Annotated in this window: 18 protein-coding genes, 1 rRNA gene and 1 riboswitch; of the genes, 4 read left to right on the forward strand and 15 right to left on the reverse strand. The window is 49.2% G+C overall.

Annotation, left to right across the window (positions count from 1 at the left end; all coding sequences use genetic code 11):
• The 5 genes from KJS65_RS15585 to KJS65_RS15605 form a co-directional block, all read right to left on the reverse strand.
• A 16S ribosomal RNA gene (locus tag KJS65_RS15585) occupies window positions 1-91 on the reverse strand; the annotation flags it as partial.
• Between the two features lie 465 nt (window positions 92-556).
• Window positions 557-1,927, reverse strand: coding sequence for an NCS2 family permease (locus tag KJS65_RS15590; protein WP_136608828.1), 1,371 nt, complete (start codon window positions 1,925-1,927; stop codon window positions 557-559).
• A 164-nt stretch (window positions 1,928-2,091) separates the two neighbouring features.
• Window positions 2,092-2,191: riboswitch (purine riboswitch) on the reverse strand.
• A gap of 112 nt (window positions 2,192-2,303) precedes the next feature.
• A complete protein-coding gene (locus tag KJS65_RS15595) occupies window positions 2,304-2,765 on the reverse strand; it encodes a RidA family protein (protein ID WP_213650848.1) in 462 nt (153 codons plus the stop codon).
• 47 nt (window positions 2,766-2,812) lie between these two features.
• On the reverse strand, window positions 2,813-4,417 hold the full coding sequence (locus tag KJS65_RS15600) for an N-acyl-D-amino-acid deacylase family protein (protein WP_213650849.1): 1,605 nt from the start codon (window positions 4,415-4,417) through the stop codon (window positions 2,813-2,815).
• A gap of 18 nt (window positions 4,418-4,435) precedes the next feature.
• Window positions 4,436-5,539, reverse strand: a complete 1,104-nt coding sequence (locus KJS65_RS15605; protein ID WP_244864588.1) for an alanine racemase — start codon at window positions 5,537-5,539, stop codon at window positions 4,436-4,438.
• 136 nt (window positions 5,540-5,675) lie between these two features.
• Between KJS65_RS15605 and KJS65_RS15610 the strand changes: the two genes are divergently transcribed.
• Complete coding sequence (locus KJS65_RS15610; protein WP_213650850.1) at window positions 5,676-5,936, forward strand: hypothetical protein; 261 nt, start codon at window positions 5,676-5,678, stop codon at window positions 5,934-5,936.
• Window positions 5,937-6,105: 169 nt separating this feature from the next.
• Here KJS65_RS15610 and guaA read toward each other — a convergent pair whose 3' ends face one another.
• The 5 genes from guaA to KJS65_RS15635 all read right to left on the reverse strand — a co-directional run bounded on the left by guaA (window position 6,106) and on the right by KJS65_RS15635 (window position 13,620).
• The gene (guaA, locus tag KJS65_RS15615; RefSeq protein ID WP_213650851.1) at window positions 6,106-7,644 is read right to left on the reverse strand and encodes a glutamine-hydrolyzing GMP synthase; all 1,539 of its coding nucleotides are present in this window, start codon (window positions 7,642-7,644) and stop codon (window positions 6,106-6,108) included.
• A gap of 77 nt (window positions 7,645-7,721) precedes the next feature.
• Entirely contained in the window at window positions 7,722-9,929 is a 2,208-nt protein-coding gene (locus KJS65_RS15620) for a transglutaminase TgpA family protein (protein ID WP_213650852.1), read from the reverse strand.
• Window positions 9,930-11,237 carry a DUF58 domain-containing protein gene (locus KJS65_RS15625; protein WP_213650853.1) on the reverse strand — a complete coding sequence of 436 codons (1,308 nt, stop codon included), beginning with the start codon at window positions 11,235-11,237 and terminating at the stop codon, window positions 9,930-9,932.
• Window positions 11,234-12,223: an AAA family ATPase gene (locus tag KJS65_RS15630; RefSeq protein ID WP_213650854.1), complete on the reverse strand. Its 990-nt coding sequence runs from the start codon at window positions 12,221-12,223 to the stop codon at window positions 11,234-11,236. The genes KJS65_RS15625 and KJS65_RS15630 overlap by 4 nt, the downstream gene beginning before the upstream one ends.
• A 113-nt stretch (window positions 12,224-12,336) precedes the next feature.
• Window positions 12,337-13,620, reverse strand: coding sequence for a polysaccharide deacetylase (locus KJS65_RS15635; RefSeq protein WP_244864589.1), 1,284 nt, complete (start codon window positions 13,618-13,620; stop codon window positions 12,337-12,339).
• Between the two features lie 137 nt (window positions 13,621-13,757).
• On the opposite strand from KJS65_RS15635, the gene KJS65_RS15640 reads away from it, so the two are divergent.
• A complete protein-coding gene (locus tag KJS65_RS15640; RefSeq protein ID WP_213650855.1) occupies window positions 13,758-14,414 on the forward strand; it encodes a DedA family protein in 657 nt (218 codons plus the stop codon).
• Window positions 14,415-14,500: 86 nt separating this feature from the next.
• Here the strand turns inward: KJS65_RS15640 and KJS65_RS15645 are convergent, their stop codons facing one another.
• From KJS65_RS15645 to bcp, 5 genes are all read right to left on the reverse strand, one after another.
• On the reverse strand, window positions 14,501-16,012 hold the full coding sequence (locus tag KJS65_RS15645) for a DHA2 family efflux MFS transporter permease subunit (RefSeq protein WP_213650856.1): 1,512 nt from the start codon (window positions 16,010-16,012) through the stop codon (window positions 14,501-14,503).
• Complete coding sequence (locus KJS65_RS15650; RefSeq protein WP_213650857.1) at window positions 16,009-16,488, reverse strand: MarR family winged helix-turn-helix transcriptional regulator; 480 nt, start codon at window positions 16,486-16,488, stop codon at window positions 16,009-16,011. Before KJS65_RS15650 ends, KJS65_RS15645 begins: the two co-directional genes overlap by 4 nt.
• A 264-nt stretch (window positions 16,489-16,752) precedes the next feature.
• Window positions 16,753-18,030 (reverse strand): ABC transporter permease, encoded by a 1,278-nt coding sequence (locus KJS65_RS15655; protein WP_213650858.1) that lies wholly within the window; start codon window positions 18,028-18,030, stop codon window positions 16,753-16,755.
• A gap of 13 nt (window positions 18,031-18,043) precedes the next feature.
• On the reverse strand, window positions 18,044-18,502 hold the full coding sequence (locus KJS65_RS15660) for a MarR family winged helix-turn-helix transcriptional regulator (RefSeq protein WP_213650859.1): 459 nt from the start codon (window positions 18,500-18,502) through the stop codon (window positions 18,044-18,046).
• 252 nt (window positions 18,503-18,754) lie between these two features.
• Entirely contained in the window at window positions 18,755-19,213 is a 459-nt protein-coding gene (gene bcp / locus KJS65_RS15665) for a thioredoxin-dependent thiol peroxidase (protein ID WP_213650860.1), read from the reverse strand.
• Window positions 19,214-19,370: 157 nt separating this feature from the next.
• On the opposite strand from bcp, the gene KJS65_RS15670 reads away from it, so the two are divergent.
• Together KJS65_RS15670 and KJS65_RS15675 are read left to right on the forward strand one after the other, a co-directional pair.
• A complete protein-coding gene (locus KJS65_RS15670; RefSeq protein WP_213650861.1) occupies window positions 19,371-20,429 on the forward strand; it encodes an LCP family protein in 1,059 nt (352 codons plus the stop codon).
• A 43-nt stretch (window positions 20,430-20,472) separates the two neighbouring features.
• Window positions 20,473-21,792: a glutamate-1-semialdehyde 2,1-aminomutase gene (locus tag KJS65_RS15675; RefSeq protein ID WP_280531330.1), complete on the forward strand. Its 1,320-nt coding sequence runs from the start codon at window positions 20,473-20,475 to the stop codon at window positions 21,790-21,792.
• The last annotated feature ends 89 nt before the right edge of the window (window positions 21,793-21,881 follow it).

Genomic DNA, 21,881 nt, shown 5'->3' on the forward strand with positions numbered 1-21,881 from the left:
AGAAGCAAGCTTCTCATCAACTCCGCTCGACTTGCATGTATTAGGCACGCCGCCAGCGTTCGTCCTGAGCCAGGATCAAACTCTCCAAGAAAGTTGATAGCTCATTTTGAAACTGACGAGATATAATCTCATTGTTTTGCTCAACAAATCATTCAGCCAGAAGGCTTGAACCAATTTGCTTCGCGGTCGACCTTGCAAGCAAAGCCTGTATCTCACTCGTTGTTCAGTTTTCAAAGATCAAATTCTTTCGTTCAACGCCGAAGTGTTTCTCGGCGACAACTTTTATAGTATAACATCTTCGACCGTTTTATGCAAGCTTTTTTTTAAAATCTTTTTTTGAAGCATTTTCGCTTGATAAGAATTCACTTTATCGTGTTTTCTTGGCCGGAAATAGAATATACCATGCGCCCAGAAATAATGCAACACTTTTATTGAAAAAAGTTGGTCACATTCATTATCCCCATCTTTTCTTACAATAAACAAAAAGGCCGTCTTCCTCTCTTATGGAGAGAAACACGACCCTTCTTCTTCTATTATAAGTTATTCCGTATATAAGTTATTCCGTACCCAGGAAAACGAAACGGAAGATAACGATCAAGGCGAGCACCCACATTAACCAATGAATTTTAACTTTGCGCTTGGTCACCAAGTTAGAGAAGATACCCAGAATCACATAAGATATGATACCAGCGGAGATACCGTTGGCGATACCACCTGTGAAAGGCATCAGAACGATCGTCAGGAACGCTGGGAAGGCTGCAAAGAAATCATCCCACTCAATGTTACGGACCTGGCTCATCATCAGGACACCAACAATAATTAGTGCCGGAGCTGTGGCTGCCGAAGGAACAACCAGTGCCAGTGGAGCGATAAACAGGGATAGAATGAACAACACGCCAGTTGTTACTGCTGTCAGACCTGTACGTCCGCCTGCTTCTACCCCTGCGGCACTTTCTACAAAAGAAGTAACGGTACTTGTACCGAGAACCGCACCCGCACTGACGCCAACCGCGTCAACGAGCATGGCTTTCCCGATCATTTTTTCGCTCTTCTCTTTGTCCTTCATCAGACCCGCACGAGTAGCTGTACCTACCAATGTACCGAAAGTGTCGAACAATTCAACAAAAGTAAAGATAAATACGATATCAAACAGACCGATGTGAAGTGCACCTTTCAGGTCCAACTGCCCTACAGCCAGATTGGAGAAGGAAGGAAGCCAGTTCGCATGAGTAAGTCCGCTAAGATCCGTTACTCCCATCGGAATACCGATCAGAGTTGTCACCACGATGCCGATCAGAAGAGCACCTTTGACACGAAGCACCATCAATACCGCGATAAACAAAAGACCGATCAGGGCAAGAAGGGCATCTTTATGTGAAAAGAAATCGCTAAGCATCAGGTTGAAGCTTGCTCCGCCAATTGGTTTGCTCGCATCCGTACCTGGATTCACCGAAATGGAGATCAGATTGCTCAGTTTGAAGCCAACCACGGCGATAAACAATCCGATACCAACCGTAATGGCGCTTTTCAAGTTTTGAGGAACTGCCACAAGCAGCATTTGGCGAACCTTCGTCACAGTCAGAATGATGAAAATGATACCGGAGATAAAAACCGCACCCAGTGCAGCCTGCCATGTAATCGTACCATTCGAGCTCAGTACCACGGTCATAAAGTAAGCGTTAAGCCCCATCCCTGGTGCCAATGCAATCGGAATATTAACAAACAATCCCATGAGGATCGTAACCAGACCCGCTCCGACAGCTGTAGCGAAAAACACGCCAGAGTTCGGAATACCTGCACCATTCTCCCCTAGAAACAATCCGTTGACGAAAAGGATGTACGCCATTGCCATAAAGGTGGTCAGGCCGGCAATAATCTCTGTTCTTACATTCGTTCCGTGTTCCTTTAACTTAAAGAAACGCTCCATTTTTACTGAATCCCCCTTAGAAAATTGAGTCAGGACGACAAAAAAGCCCGCAGACCGTCATCGATCCGCAGGCATTATGCATAAAAGAAAGAGAGTTCGTCCGGATTTCGCGCATGCGTTTAGATGTCCCTATGAAATAAGGTGTACCAAGCACAGACTTGTTATCCGTCATCTCTTCTTTTCGTAGCCAGATCATTACGGTGATCTCGTAGAAACTCCCAGGCCAATTCCCGGGATTATACGAAAAAAATCTTATTTATTGTCGTTTCTCACATCATTTATTCTAGGGAGGCAGAAGAAAATTGTCAATAGAAAAAACGAATATTCAAACATATGGATATGCTTAACGTTCGGAATTAGTGCATTTCCTTCGCATCTATTCGATTTCTACGATTAATTCAATCTCTACCGGTGTATTAAAAGGCAATTCATTGGCTGAAATAGCCGAGCGCGCATGCTTGCCTTTTTCGCCAAAAACCTCAACCAGCAGCTCGGATGCCCCGTTAATCACATATGGCTGCTCAACAAAACCGTCTGCGGAATTAACAAATGCCAGCATTTTAACGACCTGCTTCACACGGTCCAGATCACCCAGATGTTCTTTGAGCACCGAAATCAGATTGATCATGACCTGCCGCGCAGCATCATAGCCCTGCTCAACCGTCAGATCACTTCCCACTTTACCTGTGTATTTCAGAATACCATTGATGCGGCAGTCATTACCGGAGGTATACACCAGGTTCCCTACGGTTTTGGCCGGAACGTATTCCGCCACGGGTACGGGCACCTTCTCTAGAACGATACCTTTTTCTTCAAGAACTTTTTCAATTTTAGCCATGTTTAGTCATCTCCTTAAATTGGGTTGTCTCTAGGCTCGCAGCCTCTTTAATGCCTGCAGCAGTGCTGCACGGGAATAAATACGCCAGGACGTTCATGAGTGTGCTGATGCTGCTCCATGGTCTTTCGGCCATTAACGAGCACCGCCGAAATCCCATCAGGATAGCGGATCGGATCCTGGTATGTAGCCGTGTCGGAGATCGTCGACGGATCAAAAATGACGATATCTGCCGCATAGCCCGGTACAAGCAGACCCCTTTTGCCTAGTTTGAAGCGTTGTGCAGGAAAAGAGGTTACTTTGCGTACGGCCTGCTCCAGGGTAAGTATCTTGTGCTTGCGGACGTATTCCGCGAACAATCTTGGGAATGTACCGTAAGAACGCGGATGCGGCTTGCCGGTGACACAGCCTAGGCTATCCGATGCGATCAGGGAATAATCATAGCGGATGACTTCGCGCACATCCTCTTCCGACATATGAAAATAGACAATGGACACCTGTCCATGTTCTCTGGCCAGCAGTTCCAGGGCAGTGTCTTCCGGATCCATACCCCATAATTCGCTGATCTCCTGAATATGCTTGCCTTCCAGCAATTTACCCGCAGCAGATGGGACGGAGGACACATATACGCTCTGCCAACCCGTTGAGCAAACCAGGTTATCCCAGGTCGTCTGCTCCTCCCGCAGCTCATGCTTGATCTTCTCTCGTATGGACGGGTCCGCAATCCTCTCTAGAGTAGCGTTGATACCACCCTCAAGCACCCATGGCGGCAGTACGGTTGTGAGCGTGGTTGACCCCGCGGAATACGGATACACATCACAGGTAACATCCATTCCCCGGCTTCTCGCCTCATCGATCAATGCAATCGCGTCCTGGGTTTGGCCCCAGTTGATGCGTCCCGCTGCCTTTAGATGGCTGACATGCAGGGATACACCGCTTTGCTCAGCAATCCAGATGACCTCACGGACCGATGCCAGTAGATTATTGCCCTCCCCGCGAATATGGGTAGAGAAGAGTCCACCGTATGCTGATACCACCTTGCATATTTCCGCAAGCTCTTCTTTTGGCGTATAACTGCCCGGTGCATAGAGAAGTCCGATGGACAGGCCGATCGCGCCAGCCTTCAGCCCATTCTCCAGAAGCTGCTTCATCCGGTTCATCTCTTCCTTCGTAGCCGGACGGTTCGCAAAGCCCATCACCGAGATGCGCAGAGCGCCATGCGCCACATACGTGGAGACATTTTCAGATGCGGGTGACTTTGCGAGATGCTGCAGATACTCCTCGATATTCTCCCATGGCCAAGGCCAATCGGTGCGTCCTATCACAGGCTCAATATAACTCTTTAGCTCGGCAGCCCTGTCTTTGAAATAAGGCGCCGGAGCAAGACCGCAGTTGCCTACGACTTCTGTCGTCACACCCTGCTGCGTTTTAAACTCACTTTCGGGCTGGTCCAAAATCAGCAGATCGGAGTGGCAGTGTCCATCGATAAATCCAGGTGCCACCACCTGCCCTTTTGCATCCATCCGCTCTAGTGCTTCATCATCGGTTCTGCCCACGTGGGTTATCATACCGTCCTTAATGCCAAGCTGTCCAAAATACCATGGGTTTCCCGTTCCATCCACAAGTCTTCCATTTTCAATAATAATGTCGAGCATGTTGGTCCCCCCACTTCCCTAGGCCAGCTTCCCTCTTGCCAAGACAGGTACGGCCCGGATTACGCCTTCTTGCGTTACATACACTTCGTTATGCAGGTTAATTGTAGGACAAATATGATTCGGTACAATTTCAAGGGTATCTCCGACATGGAGGCCATGAGGGCCACTCGTGCGGATCATGCCATGCTCTTCATTCATTTTCTCGAATACGGCGTCAGGATGGCCTATAATCTCGCCAAAGCCCTTCAGATGCAGCGGATGCTGCCCCGGCTGTACGTCGGTCGCGAAGGTTTTGCTGCCGCCGTCCACAACGATCCGGTCTTCAGCGGGAACGCTTACAACAGTGACCCGAACCCTCGCTGCCCAATCTTCCTTGGAGCAGGCTCCCATTACGGCGAGCATACGGTCATAAAAGATATAGGTACCCGGACGTATTTCCGTTACGCCTTCGACTGCGGCCGCATACGGGGCTGTAGGGGTGGAGCCGACACTGACGTCGCGGATTGCAATGCCGCAGGCACGCAGCTTGTCAGCCGTCTCAACCATGATGCGTCCTTCCTCCTGGCCCGCAGCTTCCAGATCCAGCGTACCTGCTCCTTCAAAGACAGCACCTTTAAAAGTGAAAATGCCGCTTAAGTCGAGTCCCGGCAGTGCAGCAATCTCCTTCGCCAGTTCAACGGCCTTATCCGGAGCCACCCCGGTTCGTGCAAGGCCTGTATCTACTTCGAGTCTCACGGAAAGCGTGACGCCCGCATCCACGGCTTCCCTGGAGAGAATTTTCGCTCCTTCAATACTTTCCACACCGACAATCACATGGATTTTTTCCGCCAGCGCGATGACCCTTCTGATCTTGGCCGGAGATACCACCGGATAAGCAATAAAAATATCGTCTATTCCGTGTTCAGCCATAATCTCGGCTTCCCCAACCTTCGCAGCCGTAATGCCAGAAGCCCCTTTTGCAACCTGGCTCAAGGCAAACTCCGGAATTTTATGCGTTTTGATATGCGGACGGAGTTTTACTTGGTTGCGGGCGGCACAGTTCGCCATGTTATCCAAATTGCGCAGCACGACACTTTCATCAATCAGAATGCAAGGTGTTTCAAGCGATTCAATGGTTTGCACGCTTTAACTTTCCCCCTCTCAGAAGTGATGGTACTTAGACTCATTATATACGATATACGTAAAGAGATAAGGAATGAAATTATAAAAATCAACGAAATGGAGACATTACTCTAAAAGAAAGGAAGGTGCTCCAAGCATGTATACACCGGATAACGGTATCGAAAACAATGATGTTTCCACCGTACAGTCGCAGCACAATGATCTGGTTGCAGAAGAATTCCCGGAAGGGCCTTACGGTTCAAGTCTGGAAGCCGAGTCCATCGGCAAAAGCTCGCCATGGCGAAAGGGGCAGCATAGCCCGCGCCGGTTCGGCAATGAAAATCTGGAGCTGCATGAGGCTGAGGGAAGAGAATATCCCGGCGAAGACCCGGTCGCTGAGAATTCTCAAAATGAATGATCTGAAGAATAAGAACAGATAGCCGAGTCCCGAGTCGATTTACATACAAGAAGCTGCGCTGGCGCGTATTTACGGCAAGGGCAGCTTTTTGTGTTCATATATACCAAAAAATCCGTTCCCCTCCAGAAGAGGAAAACGGATTTCGTATCAAACAGTTAAAGCTTCGGTTCTACTCCCACTCAATCGTTGCAGGCGGTTTGGACGTTACATCATATACGATGCGGTTAACGTTATCGACCTCGTTGACGATACGAACGGAAATTTTCTCAAGCACATCCCAAGGGATGCGCGCCCAGTCGGCGGTCATGCCGTCGATGGAGGTTACGGCACGGATGCCTACGGTGTACGAGTAAGTACGTGCATCTCCCATAACGCCGACACTCTTCATGTTCGGAAGGGCTGTAAAGTACTGCCAGATTTCACGGTCGAGGCCAGCCTTGGCAATCTCTTCACGCAAAATGTAGTCAGAGTCACGTACGATGGTAAGCTTGTCCTCAGTTACTTCACCCAGAACACGAATAGCAAGTCCAGGGCCTGGGAATGGCTGACGCCATACAATTTCTTCCGGAAGACCGCATTCTGCGCCGACCTTGCGCACTTCGTCCTTAAACAAGGTTTTCAAAGGCTCGATAAGCTTGAACTTCATGTCTTCAGGCAATCCGCCCACATTGTGGTGAGATTTGATCGTTTGAGCCGTTGCCGTGCCGCTTTCTACGATATCCGTATACAGCGTACCTTGGGCGAGGAAATCAAAATCATCAAATTTAGCAGATTCTTCATCAAATACATAAATGAACTCGTTACCGATGATTTTGCGTTTTTTCTCAGGGTCCTCTACGCCGGCCAGCTTGCCGAGGAAACGATCGCGCGCATCGATTTTGACAACTTTCATATCAAATTTGCCCACGAAGGTTTCCATAACACTCTCTGCTTCGCCTTTGCGCAGCAGACCGTGATCGATGAACATACAAGTCAGCTGATCGCCAATCGCTTTGTGAATCAGCATCGCCACAACGGAAGAATCCACGCCGCCGCTCAATGCGCACAGTACCTTACGGTCACCAACCTGATCGCGGATATCGCGAATCGCGTCATCAATGAAGGTTTCCATAGTCCAATTGCCATCGCAATGACACACTTCGTACAGGAAGTTACGGATCATTTCATTACCGTTTACAGAGTGGCGCACTTCCGGATGGAACTGAACCGCATAAAGCTGCTTGTCCGCATTGCTCATCGCCGCAATCGGAGCCGATTCCGTTCCCGCATCCAGCTTAAAGCCTTCCGGCAGCTCTACAACATGATCCCCGTGGCTCATCCATACGGTTTGCTTGTCTTCCAGACCTTTGGTCAAAGTCGTGCCCGGAGCAAATTCCAGGTCGGCTTTGCCGTACTCGCGTTTGGCCGCGCGCTCGACTTTACCATTCAGCTGCTGAGCCATCAGCTGCATGCCGTAGCAAATACCGAAGATCGGCACGCCCAGTTCATAAACCGCCGGATCCACATGGGGTGCGTTCTCAGCATATACGCTTGAAGGTCCTCCGGAAAAAACGATCCCTTTCGGAGAAAGCTCACGGATCTTCTCGACAGGTGTATTAAACGGCAGCAGTTCGCTGTAAACTCCCAAATCGCGAATGCGTCGTGCAATAAGTTGGTTGTATTGTCCCCCGAAATCCAGGACAACGATGATTTCATTTGGCTTGTTCATAACGTGCCTCCCTCAATTGTTGAAATTAATTATACGCAACGATAAATCATACCGTCAAGAAAACCGGGGCAGTAAGCTTATGCCACTTTTTTGGAGATCCGCAAGCAGCGGCGCATGTAAGCGATACATCTCCCCCGATCCATCGGACCTTCATCATATGCTATCCTTTCCCAATCGGCGGCAAAATCGTACAACATCATGCGTAAATCTTCTTTTTCAACGGGGAGGGCATTTACATATTCTCTGACCGTAATGCCAGTTGGCATAGCACCAAATCGGCGGGCTAAAGCTGCCCAAACCGGACGGGCGCTCCGTAGAAGCTCATCTCTGCAGGGGAAATGCTGCCGTGTTCCATGAAGCCTGAACCAGATCGGCATGAACCGTAGCCACGGCATGAACTGAATGGTCATAAGCGCAAGCATACCTGCCAGAAACACTATGGCTGCTAATAAAAGTTTTTTGCTCCAAATGAAATCCATTGTGCTGAACAGTCCTTTTACAGCCAAGCCTGATATTCTCTTAAATACATCACTTCCAGCTGCGGACATTTGATGCAAAGCAGAGTCGGGCTGTGACAAGCTGCTGGAGAGCGTAAATCCAGGTGTAGGATCAAAAGGAACCCAGCCCGATTCCGGAAAATACACCTCAACCCAGGAATGCGCATCACCTTCGCTGACCTGATAACGTCCAGGTTGACTCAAGTCCTGCTTGCCTGGAGCAAATCCCTTCACATATCGTGCAGGGATGCCCTCACTGCGAAGAAGTACCGTCATTGCGGTTGAAAAATGGTTGCAGTATCCTGCATGGGTCTCGAACAGAAAATCATCTACAAATTCCTGACCCTCGGGCGGCACTCTCGTTTCCAGCGTATAGCTTTCATGCTCCTTCAGATAACTTTTCACCGCTTCTACCTGCTCGTAGCGGTTTGCAGCATTCTTCGTAATCTCATCAGCCAGATTTTCCACCCGCTGCGGGAGCTCACCCGGAAGCTGCAAATATCGTGCTAGGACAGACTGCGGATCTGCACCGGATTCACGGCTTAGGCGCTTCGCATCTGCGTCAGCGATATTCACCTTTACCGTGTACCCTTCCACCTGCGGCTGACCCCTGTCCAGCATCACCTTTACCGTTCCCGCCTCGCTATTTCGCTCAATTGCCGCGGGTAAGGCGGTCCCTGCCGATGCTAGCTGCAGGTCCAAAATTTCTGCAACCATGCCGCCGCCAAACAGCGGAAAGCTTTGCAGAAGCGGCTGTTCAAATGTAATTTGCTGTGTGACTGTCTTGAGTCCGGCTGCTGCATTTTCCGCTTGTCCTGTAATTACCCCGGGTGCATACCCCGTCTTCACATCTCCTTCAGGCTCTGACCATTTTCTGCCGTTATATTCGCTGAAGGTTTCCCCGCGCCAGTAAGTAGCAACCGGGGTTTCGGCCGTAAAATAGATCCGATTCCCCTGATGGAGTGGAAGTCCCATATCCTCCTCTGCACCGGATAAATTATATCCCGTAACCGCCTCTGCTTCACCGCCGTTGTAACCTGTCCTAACCCAGTCCGCGATACGCTCTGCAGCTTGCTGCAAAGAGATACGGGCCGTAGGCTTCGGCTGCGTTAAGCTTCCCCCGGCCCAGCCCCCTGCAACCAGGAGGAGTACGGCTGCTGCGAGCGAGAACCCCCATATACTGTACATCGATTTGGGAATCGCATGGGATTTCCCGCTTTCTCTGAGCCGCGAGAGATGAACCATCCCCTGCAGCATAAGAATCAAAGCGCTGGTACGTATGATGTCACCATATACGGGAAGATTCAGCAGTGTTTCAAGACAGAACAAATACAGCAGCGTTGCTGCTGCGAAAAGCAGGACACTGCTCCGGAGCAGCGCCAGTGACTGAACCGAATAGACCAGCAGGGCCCAGCCGATCATGAGGACCAGTATACGCGATTCCTGACTCATCATGGAGAACTCTCCGGTGGAGACGAGCAGTCCCGCATCCCGCCAAATCAAGGAAAGAGAGGACAAGATTCCGAACTCTTCCCCACTCTGCCGTATGACATATGCCCATACGCCCAATGTGAATATCCCATAGATCGGCAGCGATAAGATCCATCTGAGGCAAAACACGCCGAGCAGAAGCAGAAGTCCGGTAAATACATACATGGCTCCGAACCATTCCCTGCTGACAGACATTATATTAAGGGGCTTTAATGGTATCAGCCATTCCATGAATAACCCCATTAAAGGCAGAGAAATCCATATCCGGTACAGAAGCGGATCTTTTCCATTCTCCATCTAGATCGCCCCCTCCCCTTGAGGAGACGTATCTACCAAGCCGATTCTTACAGCCGACTCCTGATTGACAGCAAATACTCCTGCCCCCATCCGGGATAAATGAACCGCCAAGGCAAAAGAAGAACTGCTTCCCGCTTGTTTGACCCTTTTACCTCCATCCGGATTCCTGCGATCCCCATATATTGCTGTGCAGTAGAAATCGACCTGCATGCCTTGAGACATCAATCTTCCGGCGGCATCGGCCACCTGCTTGTCCAACATACCGGTAACAACGATCACACGTGTACCCGGTACCATCTTCTTCGAGCTTTCTTCCAGCAGTGACGAGAGCTGTGGTCCCTCGGCCAGCTTAATCGGAGACAATGATGCAAGCATGCGGGTATAAGCGTCGCGGTTGTTGGCCTCCACTCCACCCGCGGCCGTCAAACTGTTAGCCAGCATGTCCTGCACTCCACACACAAGACTGCCTCTTGCCCCTGCCCGCATCATTTCACCTAAAATTCCGGAGGCTGCCGATACGGCCTTTTCAAAAGATTGCTCCCCTTTCTCCTGCCGCGCCTCCTCTGTATCACTATTTGAAATATATCCTTGAAGCGAGCGGTCCAGAATAACCAGACAAAACGGATCCCGTTCATCCTCCGGCATATACGTTTGGAGAGTACCGTGCTTTGCGGTGCTTTTCCAATGAATACGGTTCAGCGGATCAGAATGAATGTATTCCCTGACCTCAGGACCTTTGGTGCCATGCCTCTGTTCTGTCATCCTTACGGGCTGCTGTGAGGCTTTCGATACAGCGGTCGGCAACTCCAAAGCGTTTCCGATCGGCAGCGGCTTCGGAAGAACGAGCAGACGCCCTTCTGCTCTCTGCATCCGCCCCCCTTTAAACCAGCCGAACAGCCCGCCCCATTCCAGCAGGCAGGCATCGAAGGAATAGACTCCACGTGGCAGACTGCGGAGTTCACAGCTGTATGCCAAATTGCGCCGGAATCCCGGAAAAAGAATTTGCCGGCTGCTTCCCCCGGTATAATAGTCCTCTACGGCAAGCCATGGCACAGGTAGGAAAGAACGGAACTCCACCTGTACCTGCATAACGGCAGTATCCCCCGCCGCTATGACGGACTCGGATAAATGACGTTTCACGATGATACGATGTGGTCCCAACCCCTGCATCAACACTCCGGAAGTGATAATGAGTCCCGCAAGCAGCAGCATATAGAGTGCGGATGCTCCCCCATGCCAGAGGTACAGAGCAGCCAGTAAGCCAAGCACGACAACTCCACCAGTCCACTCAGCAATCCGCTTCTTCATATCCTCGCTCCTTTGCGGGGGGCCATCGGCATGGTCAGGCGTGACAGCAGCTCAAGCACGATATCCTCGCTTTGCATGCCGCCTAGCAATGCCTCATGGCTGAGCAGCAGTCTGTGCGCCAGGACCGGAACCGCCGTATGTTTAATATCATCGGGAATGACATAGCTCCGCCCCGACATATAGGCGGCTGCCTGCGAGGCTTGCATCCAGGCCAGCGTTCCACGCGGGCTCATTCCAAGCTGCAGCTTGGAATGGCGTCTCGAAGCGTCTGCAGTCTGCACGAGCATTAGCTTGATGGAATCATCCACGAAGATTCCCTTCACCTCACGTTGCATTTTTTCCATTTCCTCTGCCAGCATAACCGGCTTGATCCGTTCAAGTGGATGTACACCCTGCATCCGCGAGAGGAGCTCCATCTCCTGATCCGGCTCGGGATATCCGAGCTGAATTCGCATAAGGAATCGATCCAGCTGCGCTTCGGGAAGCCGGTAGGTTCCCTCAAATTGCAGCGGGTTCTGGGTTGCCAGGAGCAGGAACGGGCGTGGAAGCGGATAGGTGCTGCCATCCACGGTAATTCTGCGTTCCTCCATCGCCTCCAGCAGCGCCGACTGTGTCCGCGGCGAAGCACGGTTCAGCTCATCAGCCAGCACTAGATTCGACATCATGGGACCCGGGCGGAATTCGAAGGTGCCGCTGTGCTGGCGGTACACCGAGGTTCCGGTCACATCCGCCGGCATCAAATCATAGGTGAATTGAATACGGCCGAAGCTAGCTCCAAGGCAGGCAGCAAGCGTACGGACAAGCATGGTTTTGCCCACACCTGGCATATCTTCAAGCAGAATATGTCCGCCGCACAGCATGGACATGAGCGCGAGCCGGATCTGTGCTTCTTTGCCGACCATAACAGTTCCTACACGGGCGATCACCCGCTCCAGCAGTTCAGGAGCAAAGTCCTGATGTTGTATAGAAGGAGTAGACAATTTCATAACCTCCGATTCATTTTGGAGTTTAGTTCCTCAAAGGAATCTATGAAATTAAGTCTCTCCATAATTGGAAGGAAGTAGACATCTTATATTTCGGATTTCAATAGATTATGAGATTAGAATACCTTGATCCGTCGTTCCTCACCGTTCTCTGAAGCAGCAATATGTTGATACCCCGCATTATCAAAGAGATCACGGACCGGGACCCACACCGAATCATTCATATTTTTTACCGCCGTAGAATGCCCTGTCTGCTTCTTACCCAATACCATTACAGACAGTAGTCCGGATTTCGTATCGATCTGCAGCGTGGTATCTGTATCCGCCAAAAGGGTTATATCCACGGTCTGCGTTTTGGCATTCCAGGCGGCCGTTCCACCGAGTCTTTCTGCTACTGCGCGTACAGGTACCAAGTAATGCCCGTTCTCGTACAAGTATTCCCCTGGCTGCAGCGTCGTCTCCTGCGGCCCCACTTCGAGCCGGAGAGGTTTATCATTCTCAAACAAAGCGGCATTGCCGGCCACATGCGACTGAACCCATTCCCCGCTTGGCGCGCTCCGCTTCAGCTGTCTTGCCTTGTCATTCACCTTGAACTGCACAGGCTCTTCCTCCGGAGAAAGAATTCCAAACTGATAGCCCTTTGCCTTATACCAGGATATGATCTTCGGCAGTGCCTTCACGCTCTCGCCATGACCGCTTCCGTCATGCATCAGCAGCACAACCTTATCCGATTTTACCGGTGTTTCCGCACCTTTTATAATTTCAGAAGCAGGCACTCCCCGGCGCTTGGAATCACCGCTGTCCACATTCCAATCGGTAACGATGTATCCTCCTTGCTTTAATAGACTAAAATAAGTATCATCGAAGTGCCCGGCTGTCCCCCCTGGTGCTCTGACCAATTGCGGACGAACACCGGTAATCCGGCTTATCTCTTCTTCCGTTTTCTTAATCTGATCCCAGAAGACAGGAAATCCGCGATAAAGTTCGGTATAATTATGATCGTACGTATGATTGCCAATGGCATGTCCTTCTTCAAAAATGCGCTGCAGCAGCTCAGGGTAACGCTTGACCTGCTCACCAAGCACGAAGAAGGTCGCATGTATATTATTTTTTTTCAAAATATCAAGTACCTCGCCGGTTAATGCACTCGGTCCATCGTCAAACGTAAGGTAGACCGTTTTGCCGCTTGCAGCTGATACAGGTTTGATTGTGGGAGATGATGATGAATACAGCAGTTCAACCTGCTGCTGACTCGCCGACAGTTCCGGAGCTTTCGCATCTGCCGGTTGTGGAGGCCAAGGAAACGAGCCTTCTCCGAAAAATGAAAAGAGCATAAACAACAGCACTGAAAGTCCACAGCAAGCCGCTCTTTTTTTGCTATCAAATAACCTTTTAAACATGACGAATACCTCCACTATTTCTATGAATTCTGCTTTCTGGTAGATTATATGGTGGAAGGCTTGAAAATAGACTTTGAGTCTGTACTTTTTAATGCAAAGAGGCAAGCACAACTTGGATCTGGTTTGGAGTGAGTCCGTTGGAACTACTGAAGTGGATACAGCTATTGTTTGGCGATTACGGCTATGTCGTATTATTTTTTGGACTGGTACTGGAGTTCATCGCGCTCCCCTTTCCCGGGGAAACTACGATGGCGTATGCGGGTTATCTCTCCTATGCGGGAAAATTGCATTTTGGCTGGCTGCTCATACTCGCATTCCTTGGCACAACCATCGGCATTACGATAACGTATTTTATTGGCCTAAAGGCAGGGCTGCCTTTCATTCAACGTTATGGAAAATGGGTGCTGCTGTCTGAGCACAAGCTTGAACGCGCGCAAAAGTGGTTCAACAAATACGGTCAAAGCTTGGTTTTCCTTGGTTATTTCATTCCAGGCGTACGTCATTTCACCGGATATTTTGCCGGGATGATCAACCTTTCCTTTCGCAAGTTCGCCTTGTACGCATATAGTGGGGCGCTTCTGTGGGTCGTTCTGTTCTTAAGCATCGGCAAGCTGTTCGGGCCACAGTGGAATCTGGTTTTTCATACCGTGGAGAAATACTCGATATGGGTGGTTGGCGCCATTATCCTGCTCGCTCTGATCTTACTGATCTACCGATACAGAAATTCTTTGCTGTTCTCCAAGATCATGCGCAAGCTAAAGGCCAAGCCGGTATCCAAAACACGCCAAAATTAAATGTTATAAAAATAGAGAAAAGACGCACCCGCTGTTCGCAGGTGCGTCTTTTTAGGTGTAAACATATATAAAAGGATATCTTTTCATTAACCTTCGGCGTTTACGGCTCCGCCCACTTTTTGCATTTCAGTCTTCAGGTTTTCCTCTTCCGGCTTCGTCTTCTTGATAAAGAAGGCCAGAATCAACGCAGCAACACTCAACCATGTAGCAATATTAAATGCATCGTTAATGCCGTGAACCATGGATTGTGCAGTCAACGCACCCATTTGCGCCTGATCGGTCGCTTTGGCAGCGCCGGCTTTAATACCCTCGGTTACATAATGCTTCGTTTGAGAGGTCATTACGGTTACCAGAATCGCTGTACCAATGGAACCGGAGATCGTACGCAGCGTATTGGACATTGCTGTACCATGCGCATTCATACTTCGCGGCAGCTGATTCAGACCGGCGGTCTGGATTGGCATCATCATGAGTGACATACCAAACATGCGGACCGTATAAATGATCATCATATGCGAATACGACGTATCTACGGTCAACTGACTGAATTCATAGGTCATTGCGACCGTGATCAAAAGACCGATGACAGATAGCCATCTGGCACCGATTTTATCGAATATAGCTCCCGTGATCGGGGACATAATCCCCATCAGAATAGCACCCGGAAGCATCATCAAGCCGGACTCCATCGGTGTAAACATACGAATGTTCTGCAGGAACAGCGGCATTAAAATCATACCTGCGTACATGGCCATCGTTACAATCACGTTAATGATCGTCGTCAGCGTAAACATATTATATTTAAAAATTCGGAATTCAAGCATAGGAGCCTTGGACAACAGCTGTTTCCATACGAAAGCTATTAGAGCCACTGTACCGATAACGAGCGTCCAAATGACCCGCGGGCTGTTCCAGCCGTCGGTACCTGCGTCACTGAATCCATACAGAAGTCCACCAAAACCGATCGTAGACAGGATGACAGAGATCGCATCGAATCTCGGCTTAGTTACCTTGGTTACGTTTTTCAAGAAGAAAATACCGATTAAGGTTGCAATGACGGCAAAAGGCAAAATGATATAGAACAGGATACGCCAAGAATGATGTTCAACAACATAACCGGACAATGTAGGCCCAATCGCTGGTGCCAAAATCATGGCAATCCCCATCATGCCCATAGCCGATCCGCGTTTCTCAATCGGGAAGATGTTCAGGAATACAACCGTCATCAGCGGCATCAGAATACCTGCACCACCGGCTTGAATCAAACGGCCAATCATTAGTATGGCAAAGGACGGCGATAAGGCGCATATCAACGTTCCTATCGAGAACAACGACATAGCCGAAATAAATAACTGCCTTGTTGTAAACCTTGCAATCAAAAATGCGGTGACAGGAATCAAAACACCATTGACCAACATATAGCCTGTGGTAAGCCATTGTCCCGTGTTAGCTTGAATTCCAAGATCATCCATAATCTTAGGCAGGGCAACATTCATAAGCGTCTGATTCAGAAACGCTACAAAAGCGCCGATGAGCAATGCGGCGATAATCGGCCCTTTCTTAATATGCTCTATAGACTGAGCTTGGCTGCTATTCATAATGTACTTCTCTCTCTCCCTTTATGTGATAATATGTCGATAATCTGTTGATGTGTGTCGAGCAAATGACGTCGGTCCTCTTCTCGGATAAGTAAGAGCGGATCCAGATAGTCACTGCATGTTTCTTCTGTGCGCTTTCGCAATTCATCCCCTTCCTCTGTGTTCCTCAGCGTGATGGATCTTCGGTCTGTCTCGGAGCGTTTGCGTTCAACCATCCCCGCCTTAACAAGCCGATCCACGACACCGCTGGTCGTGCTGTTTCCTATAAGAATGAAATCTGCCAGCTCTGTGAGTCCGATATCCGGATGATCACGGAGTGTTCGCAGCACTAGATATTGAATCCAGGTGGTTCCAAGCGTCCCCGCATCCTTCCAAAACAATTGGTAAAAGCTCAGATGCACTTGGCGAAAAGAGTACAACAACTCTAGAATGTGATCCTGCGAATCCAAAACCAACTCACCCTGTTTCTTAATCAATTCCATGTCCTAATATTTCGCATACGAATTAGTTTAATGCCAACATGTTTTCATGTCAATATAAATATAAGAATAAATTTACATATGTTTTTGCATAGTTATTTCATAAATCCATGTAAGGGTTTTAACACATTTCATTTTTCTTACATCAGATTAACGTTATACGCCACATTGCAAACAAAGAAAGCCGGCGCCCTTCTCCGCATTCATTTGCGAAGAAAGACGCGCCGGCTTCCCATCTAACCTATTTCTATGAAAGCTTAATTATTCTGCCGCTAGCAGGCCCATTTCCTGACCGTGACTGGCTCCTTGCTGAGGTTCTCCCTCTTGTTTCGACTTGCCCTTCTTATCCTTATGATGTGCCATGATAACCATGGCAGCACAAACAAACAGGAACATAATGAAATACGTTACGATATATTTGAGCGCCGTTCCGAGGCCTGCCTGCATATGCCCATGATAGTAGAACAAAGCACGCATACCGTCAACCATGTAACGGGTCGGCAGAAAAGAGCTGAAGACACGGTGGAAATCCGGCAGCGTAGTTAATGGAATGGCACCACCACTTGCAAAGATACCCAGAATGTTAATTGGGAACATCGCCAGCATCCCCCATTTACCCAGAAACAAGCTGATCATTTTGAATAAGAAGTACATGGTGAGGCAGCATAAAAGCATGAAAAGATAGATTCTCCAGATGCTTGCCGTATGCGCACTACCGAAGATACCAAACACAAAGGTAAGCAGTGCGGAAGTGACCAGCACAGCCAGAATCATACCCATCAGCAATTCCGTAAGCAGCAGCTTTGCCGAGCTGAGCGGATGGCCTTTGCGGGCCATGCCTTCGGCAATTTTACCCAAATAGCCATGTATCATATTGGCACCCATCAAGCCGCTAATGGACGAGATCAGCACGATCATAAAAGGTGTCATGCCTTTATTAACATTGGCAGGTAAACCAAGCACATTGGCCGTTGTTGCCTGTACCGGAGCATCCAGAAGCGATGTCGCCTGAGGTGACACCTGTATTCCTTGCTTCATCATGCTTGCCTTGATTTCGTTGCTGATACCGGTCGAAGCCGATGTGGCTACTGTTCCTAGCGCATTGGAAGCCACGGAAGTTGCCATCTGCCCGCCGCCTTCGTTCAGCAGCACCTCGAGATTAACTGCCTTTCCTCCGGCTTCGCCGGTCATCAGTGTCTTTTGCAGCTGGGCTAGCGAGGCAGAATAGTTAGACGGGATCACGAGCGCACCGTACGCCTTGTTATTTTTTATTTCCTCAAGGGCCTTTTCCTTACTGGATTCGATCGTCCATTTAAAGGAATGTCCGTTCTGCCTTTCAACCAGATTATCCATCATCTTTTGGCCCAGGTTCATTGATGGTATACCTTGATCCTCATTCACGACAATCAGTGGAAAATCGGTTAATTTTTGCGTTGACCCACTGAAGACCGGCAGATATACACAGATCATGCAGAGCATGAGCACAGCTGTGGACCACACGGGAAACCAGGCAAACTTCACCTTCAATAATTTTTTCAAAATACCACACTCCCTATTCTTTTGATGATTGTGAATGTAACTTACGGTTCATAATGCGCATCATCACATAGAGAACTTCTATATCATCCTGGCTCAGCGTGCTGAAGAAATCAGCGGCCAAGGACTGCTCGAATGGGTAGGAGGAGACTTCATGTCCTTTTTCCGTAATGGTGATCAAATGGCTGCGAAGGTCGCTCGGATTCTCAAGCCGTTCAACAAGCCCTCTCTTCTCAAGTGAATCCACCAGGTAGGTAATCGACGCCGCTTTCAGTTTCAGTTCGCGGGCCAAATGATTCGATAGGCATGCTCCGTCGCGTTCAATAATGTTCAGAATAAAAAACTGGTTCAAAGACATTTCATGCTCGCGCAGATGGTCCGTTAAAGCACGAATACGCTGACCAGTCATTTTTTTGGATAGCTCACTATATACATCAAGTAACATATCTACCGTAATGTCATGCTGATGATTCAATTCACATAGCTCCTCTTCAAAAAGCAGATAAACAATATTATACTTCGAATATTCTAAGTTGTAAAATCATTTTTGCTATATTTACATCCATTTTCATTATATTTTCACAGTATTTAATTCAAAGATTCTAACTTAATGAATTGTACGAACACTTTGAGATGCCTATCAGGATGAGCTGTAAACGCGAAAAAACCCGGCAGCCTTCCTTATTAAGGAAAGCCACCGGGAATTACCATTTTCTCGCTACATGGATTAAAGAGCGGACAAAATGTCTTCGGTATGTCCTGCTACTTTAACTTTTCTCCATTCTTTCAGGAGTTTCCCATCCTCATCAATAAGGAAAGTAGAGCGGACAATTCCCTCATACTCGCGTCCGTACATCTTTTTGAGCTGCCATACGCCATACAGCTCACTGACTTTGTGTTCCTCATCTGACAGCAGGAGAAAAGGCAGTTCGTACTTATCTGTGAATTTACCGTGGGATTTAACGGGATCGGGGCTTACACCCAGGAGGGCAACCCCCTTTTCTTCCAATATATGATGGGAATCACGGAAGCTGCAGGCCTCCTGCGTGCAGCTCGGCGTCATATCTTTCGGATAAAAATACAATACGACTTTACGGCCGCGATAGCTGCTTAGCGTGACTTCTTCTCCATTCGATGCGGGAAGCGTAAAGTCAGGCACCTCTTGCCCGATAACCATCTCTGTCATGATTCATTCGTCTCCTTTCGACAATGGATAGATGCTGGATGCTAACGTAAAATTGATTGTATCCACAAAAAAAATTATAATAAATGAATCCTTAACCTACAAATGTCGAAACAGACAACAAGCTCCTTTATCAGGATAATTGAAAGGAAGAGAAGGAATGACCTCAAGGAAGAAAACGATATTGTGGATTATAGCCATCATTTTGGTAGCTGTGATCGGCTACGCGGTATATTATTTCACTTCGATTTATAGTGGTTTGCAAGGCCTGCAAAAAACCGGAGAAGCCTCTCCATTCAAAAACGTAACCCCCGTCGAAGTCAAGGTTCCCGATCCTCCCAAATGGGAAGGTACCGAGCCTGTTAACATTCTCCTCATGGGCGTAGACGCGCGGGGTCTCAAAGAAGGTGAAGTTCCGAGATCCGACAGCATGATGGTTGCTTCGCTTGATCCCGTCAAAAAGCGGATTAATCTGTTCTCTATTCTGCGCGATACGTACACGGATATTCCAGAACACGGGAAGGATCGCATCAACACCGCGATTACTCATGGTCCGAACACGGCCATGAAAGCCGTTGGCGACCTGCTCGGTATTCAAATCCAGTACTATGTCTACACCGATTTCCAGGGCTTTATCAAGCTTGTAGACGCAGTCGGTGGCGTCGATTTCTATGTTGAAAAGGATATGTACTATCCGAGCGACGCGGATAAGCATGAGTATGATATCAATTTGAAGCAGGGCAATCAGCATCTGGATGGCAACACTGCGCTCCAATATGTGCGCTTCCGTCATGATGCTACCTCTGACTTCACCCGTACCGAGCGGCAGCGCGCCTTTTTGAAGGCTGTTGCCGAGAAAATGCAGTCCACTACTTCCATCATGAAGCTTCCCGATATTCTGGAAGGCGTCAGTCCGTATATTGACACCAACTTGTCGGTCAACGATATGTGGAAGCTGGCAACAGTCGGCTACAAGAGCCAGATGGCCAGCAGTGAGCAGATTCCTCCGATGAAGCTCCTGAAAGAGAAAACCATTGGCGGCGCGGCTGTATTGACTGTATCGAGTGAGACGGCGCTGAAGGATTATATTAAGGATATCTTCAACAAACCGGCGCCGGTACCGGTCTCAAGCGATGGTAAAACCGAATCCGAAACAAACAGCACAACTACCCAGGACACTTCGTCCGGAAGCAAAAATAGCAGTACGGGCAGCAATTAAGGCTGCCCGCCTGCTTTTAATGAGGAAAGGAAGTTGAATCAACATGAATCGTTCACGTTCTGAACAGCTTTACCAAGAAGCATTACAGCACATCGTCGGAGGCGTCAACAGCCCTTCCCGCTCATTCAAGGCGGTAGGCGGCGGGGCGCCTGTATTTATGAAGCGGGCAAACGGAGCCTATTTCTGGGATGAGGATGATAACCGCTATATAGATTATCTGGCTGCTTACGGCCCAATCATCACTGGACATGCCCATCCTCATATTACGGCAGCCATTACACAAGCAGCTGCAAACGGCACGCTGTATGGTACACCAACAGAGCTTGAGATCAAGCTTGCCAAAATGCTGAAGGAAGCCATTCCTTCCATGGACAAGGTCCGTTTTGTCAATTCCGGCACGGAGGCCGTAATGACGACCATCCGTGTTGCACGCGCTTTTACCAAACGAAACAAGATCATCAAATTCGCAGGCTGCTACCACGGCCACTCTGATCTGGTGCTGGTAGCTGCCGGTTCAGGTCCTTCCACGCTTGGCATTCCGGACAGCGCCGGGATACCAACAAGCATCGCCCAGGAAGTCATTACGGTTCCATTCAATGACCTCGAAGCCCTTCAAGCGGCTCTGACCAAATGGGGCGACGATGTCGCTGCTGTCATGGTGGAGCCGATTGTCGGCAACTTCGGTATGGTTATGCCTGCAAAGGGCTTCCTCGAAGGCCTTTGCCAAATGACACATGATAACGGGTCACTCGTGATTTATGACGAAGTGATCACCGCATTCCGATTCCATTATGGCTCTACCCAAACCTTTGCCGGTTTGGACAACCATGAGGCGATCAAGCCTGATCTGACCGCCCTTGGTAAAATCATCGGCGGCGGACTGCCGATCGGTGCTTATGGCGGCAGCAAAGAGGTTATGGAACAGGTTGCTCCACTCGGCCCGGCTTACCAGGCTGGAACCATGGCCGGCAACCCGGCTTCCATCGCTGCCGGCATTGCTTGCCTGGAAGTCCTTCAAGGCGAAGGCGTCTACGAAGAAATGAACCGGCTTGCCATTAAGCTTGCCGATGGACTTCAAGCTTCCGCTGACCGTCACGGCGTGGCACTGACCATTAACCGTATCCGCGGTTCCCTGTCCACACATTTCTGCGATCATCCGGTCACCAATTATGAAGAAGCGCAGGATACGGACGGTGAGGCTTTTGCTGCATTCTTCCGCCACATGCTCGACCGGAATATCAATCTGGCGCCTTCCAAGTATGAAGCCTGGTTCCTGACAACGGCGCATACCGATGAGGATGTCGACGCGACGCTTGCCGCTGCGGAGGAGTCGTTCCGCGAGATGGGCAAGGAACGTAAGTAATCAAAAAGCGAAGCCAAACAGTTATAATTTTGCTATAAATAAAAGGAACTGTCTCAAAGGCCGATCGGTCTGAGGCAGTTCCTTTTTTG

Source organism: Paenibacillus sp. J23TS9, from assembly GCF_018403225.1.
Taxonomy (GTDB): Bacteria; Bacillota; Bacilli; order Paenibacillales; family Paenibacillaceae; genus Paenibacillus_AQ.

What these genes read in the sequence shown, in the direction of transcription:
- KJS65_RS15590 (WP_136608828.1), bottom strand. Translation starts at nt 1,927, where the DNA reads ATGGAGCGTTTCTTTAAGTTAAAGGAACACGGAACGAATGTAAGAACA.
- KJS65_RS15670 (WP_213650861.1), top strand. Translation starts at nt 19,371, where the DNA reads ATGACCTCAAGGAAGAAAACGATATTGTGGATTATAGCCATCATTTTG.
- KJS65_RS15675 (WP_280531330.1), top strand. Translation starts at nt 20,473, where the DNA reads ATGAATCGTTCACGTTCTGAACAGCTTTACCAAGAAGCATTACAGCAC.
- guaA (WP_213650851.1), bottom strand. Translation starts at nt 7,644, where the DNA reads ATGAACAAGCCAAATGAAATCATCGTTGTCCTGGATTTCGGGGGACAA.
- KJS65_RS15625 (WP_213650853.1), bottom strand. Translation starts at nt 11,237, where the DNA reads ATGAAGAAGCGGATTGCTGAGTGGACTGGTGGAGTTGTCGTGCTTGGC.
- KJS65_RS15595 (WP_213650848.1), bottom strand. Translation starts at nt 2,765, where the DNA reads ATGGCTAAAATTGAAAAAGTTCTTGAAGAAAAAGGTATCGTTCTAGAG.
- KJS65_RS15635 (WP_244864589.1), bottom strand. Translation starts at nt 13,620, where the DNA reads ATGTTTAAAAGGTTATTTGATAGCAAAAAAAGAGCGGCTTGCTGTGGA.
- KJS65_RS15620 (WP_213650852.1), bottom strand. Translation starts at nt 9,929, where the DNA reads ATGGAGAATGGAAAAGATCCGCTTCTGTACCGGATATGGATTTCTCTG.
- KJS65_RS15630 (WP_213650854.1), bottom strand. Translation starts at nt 12,223, where the DNA reads ATGAAATTGTCTACTCCTTCTATACAACATCAGGACTTTGCTCCTGAA.
- KJS65_RS15600 (WP_213650849.1), bottom strand. Translation starts at nt 4,417, where the DNA reads ATGCTCGACATTATTATTGAAAATGGAAGACTTGTGGATGGAACGGGA.
- KJS65_RS15645 (WP_213650856.1), bottom strand. Translation starts at nt 16,012, where the DNA reads ATGAATAGCAGCCAAGCTCAGTCTATAGAGCATATTAAGAAAGGGCCG.
- KJS65_RS15610 (WP_213650850.1), top strand. Translation starts at nt 5,676, where the DNA reads ATGTATACACCGGATAACGGTATCGAAAACAATGATGTTTCCACCGTA.
- bcp (WP_213650860.1), bottom strand. Translation starts at nt 19,213, where the DNA reads ATGACAGAGATGGTTATCGGGCAAGAGGTGCCTGACTTTACGCTTCCC.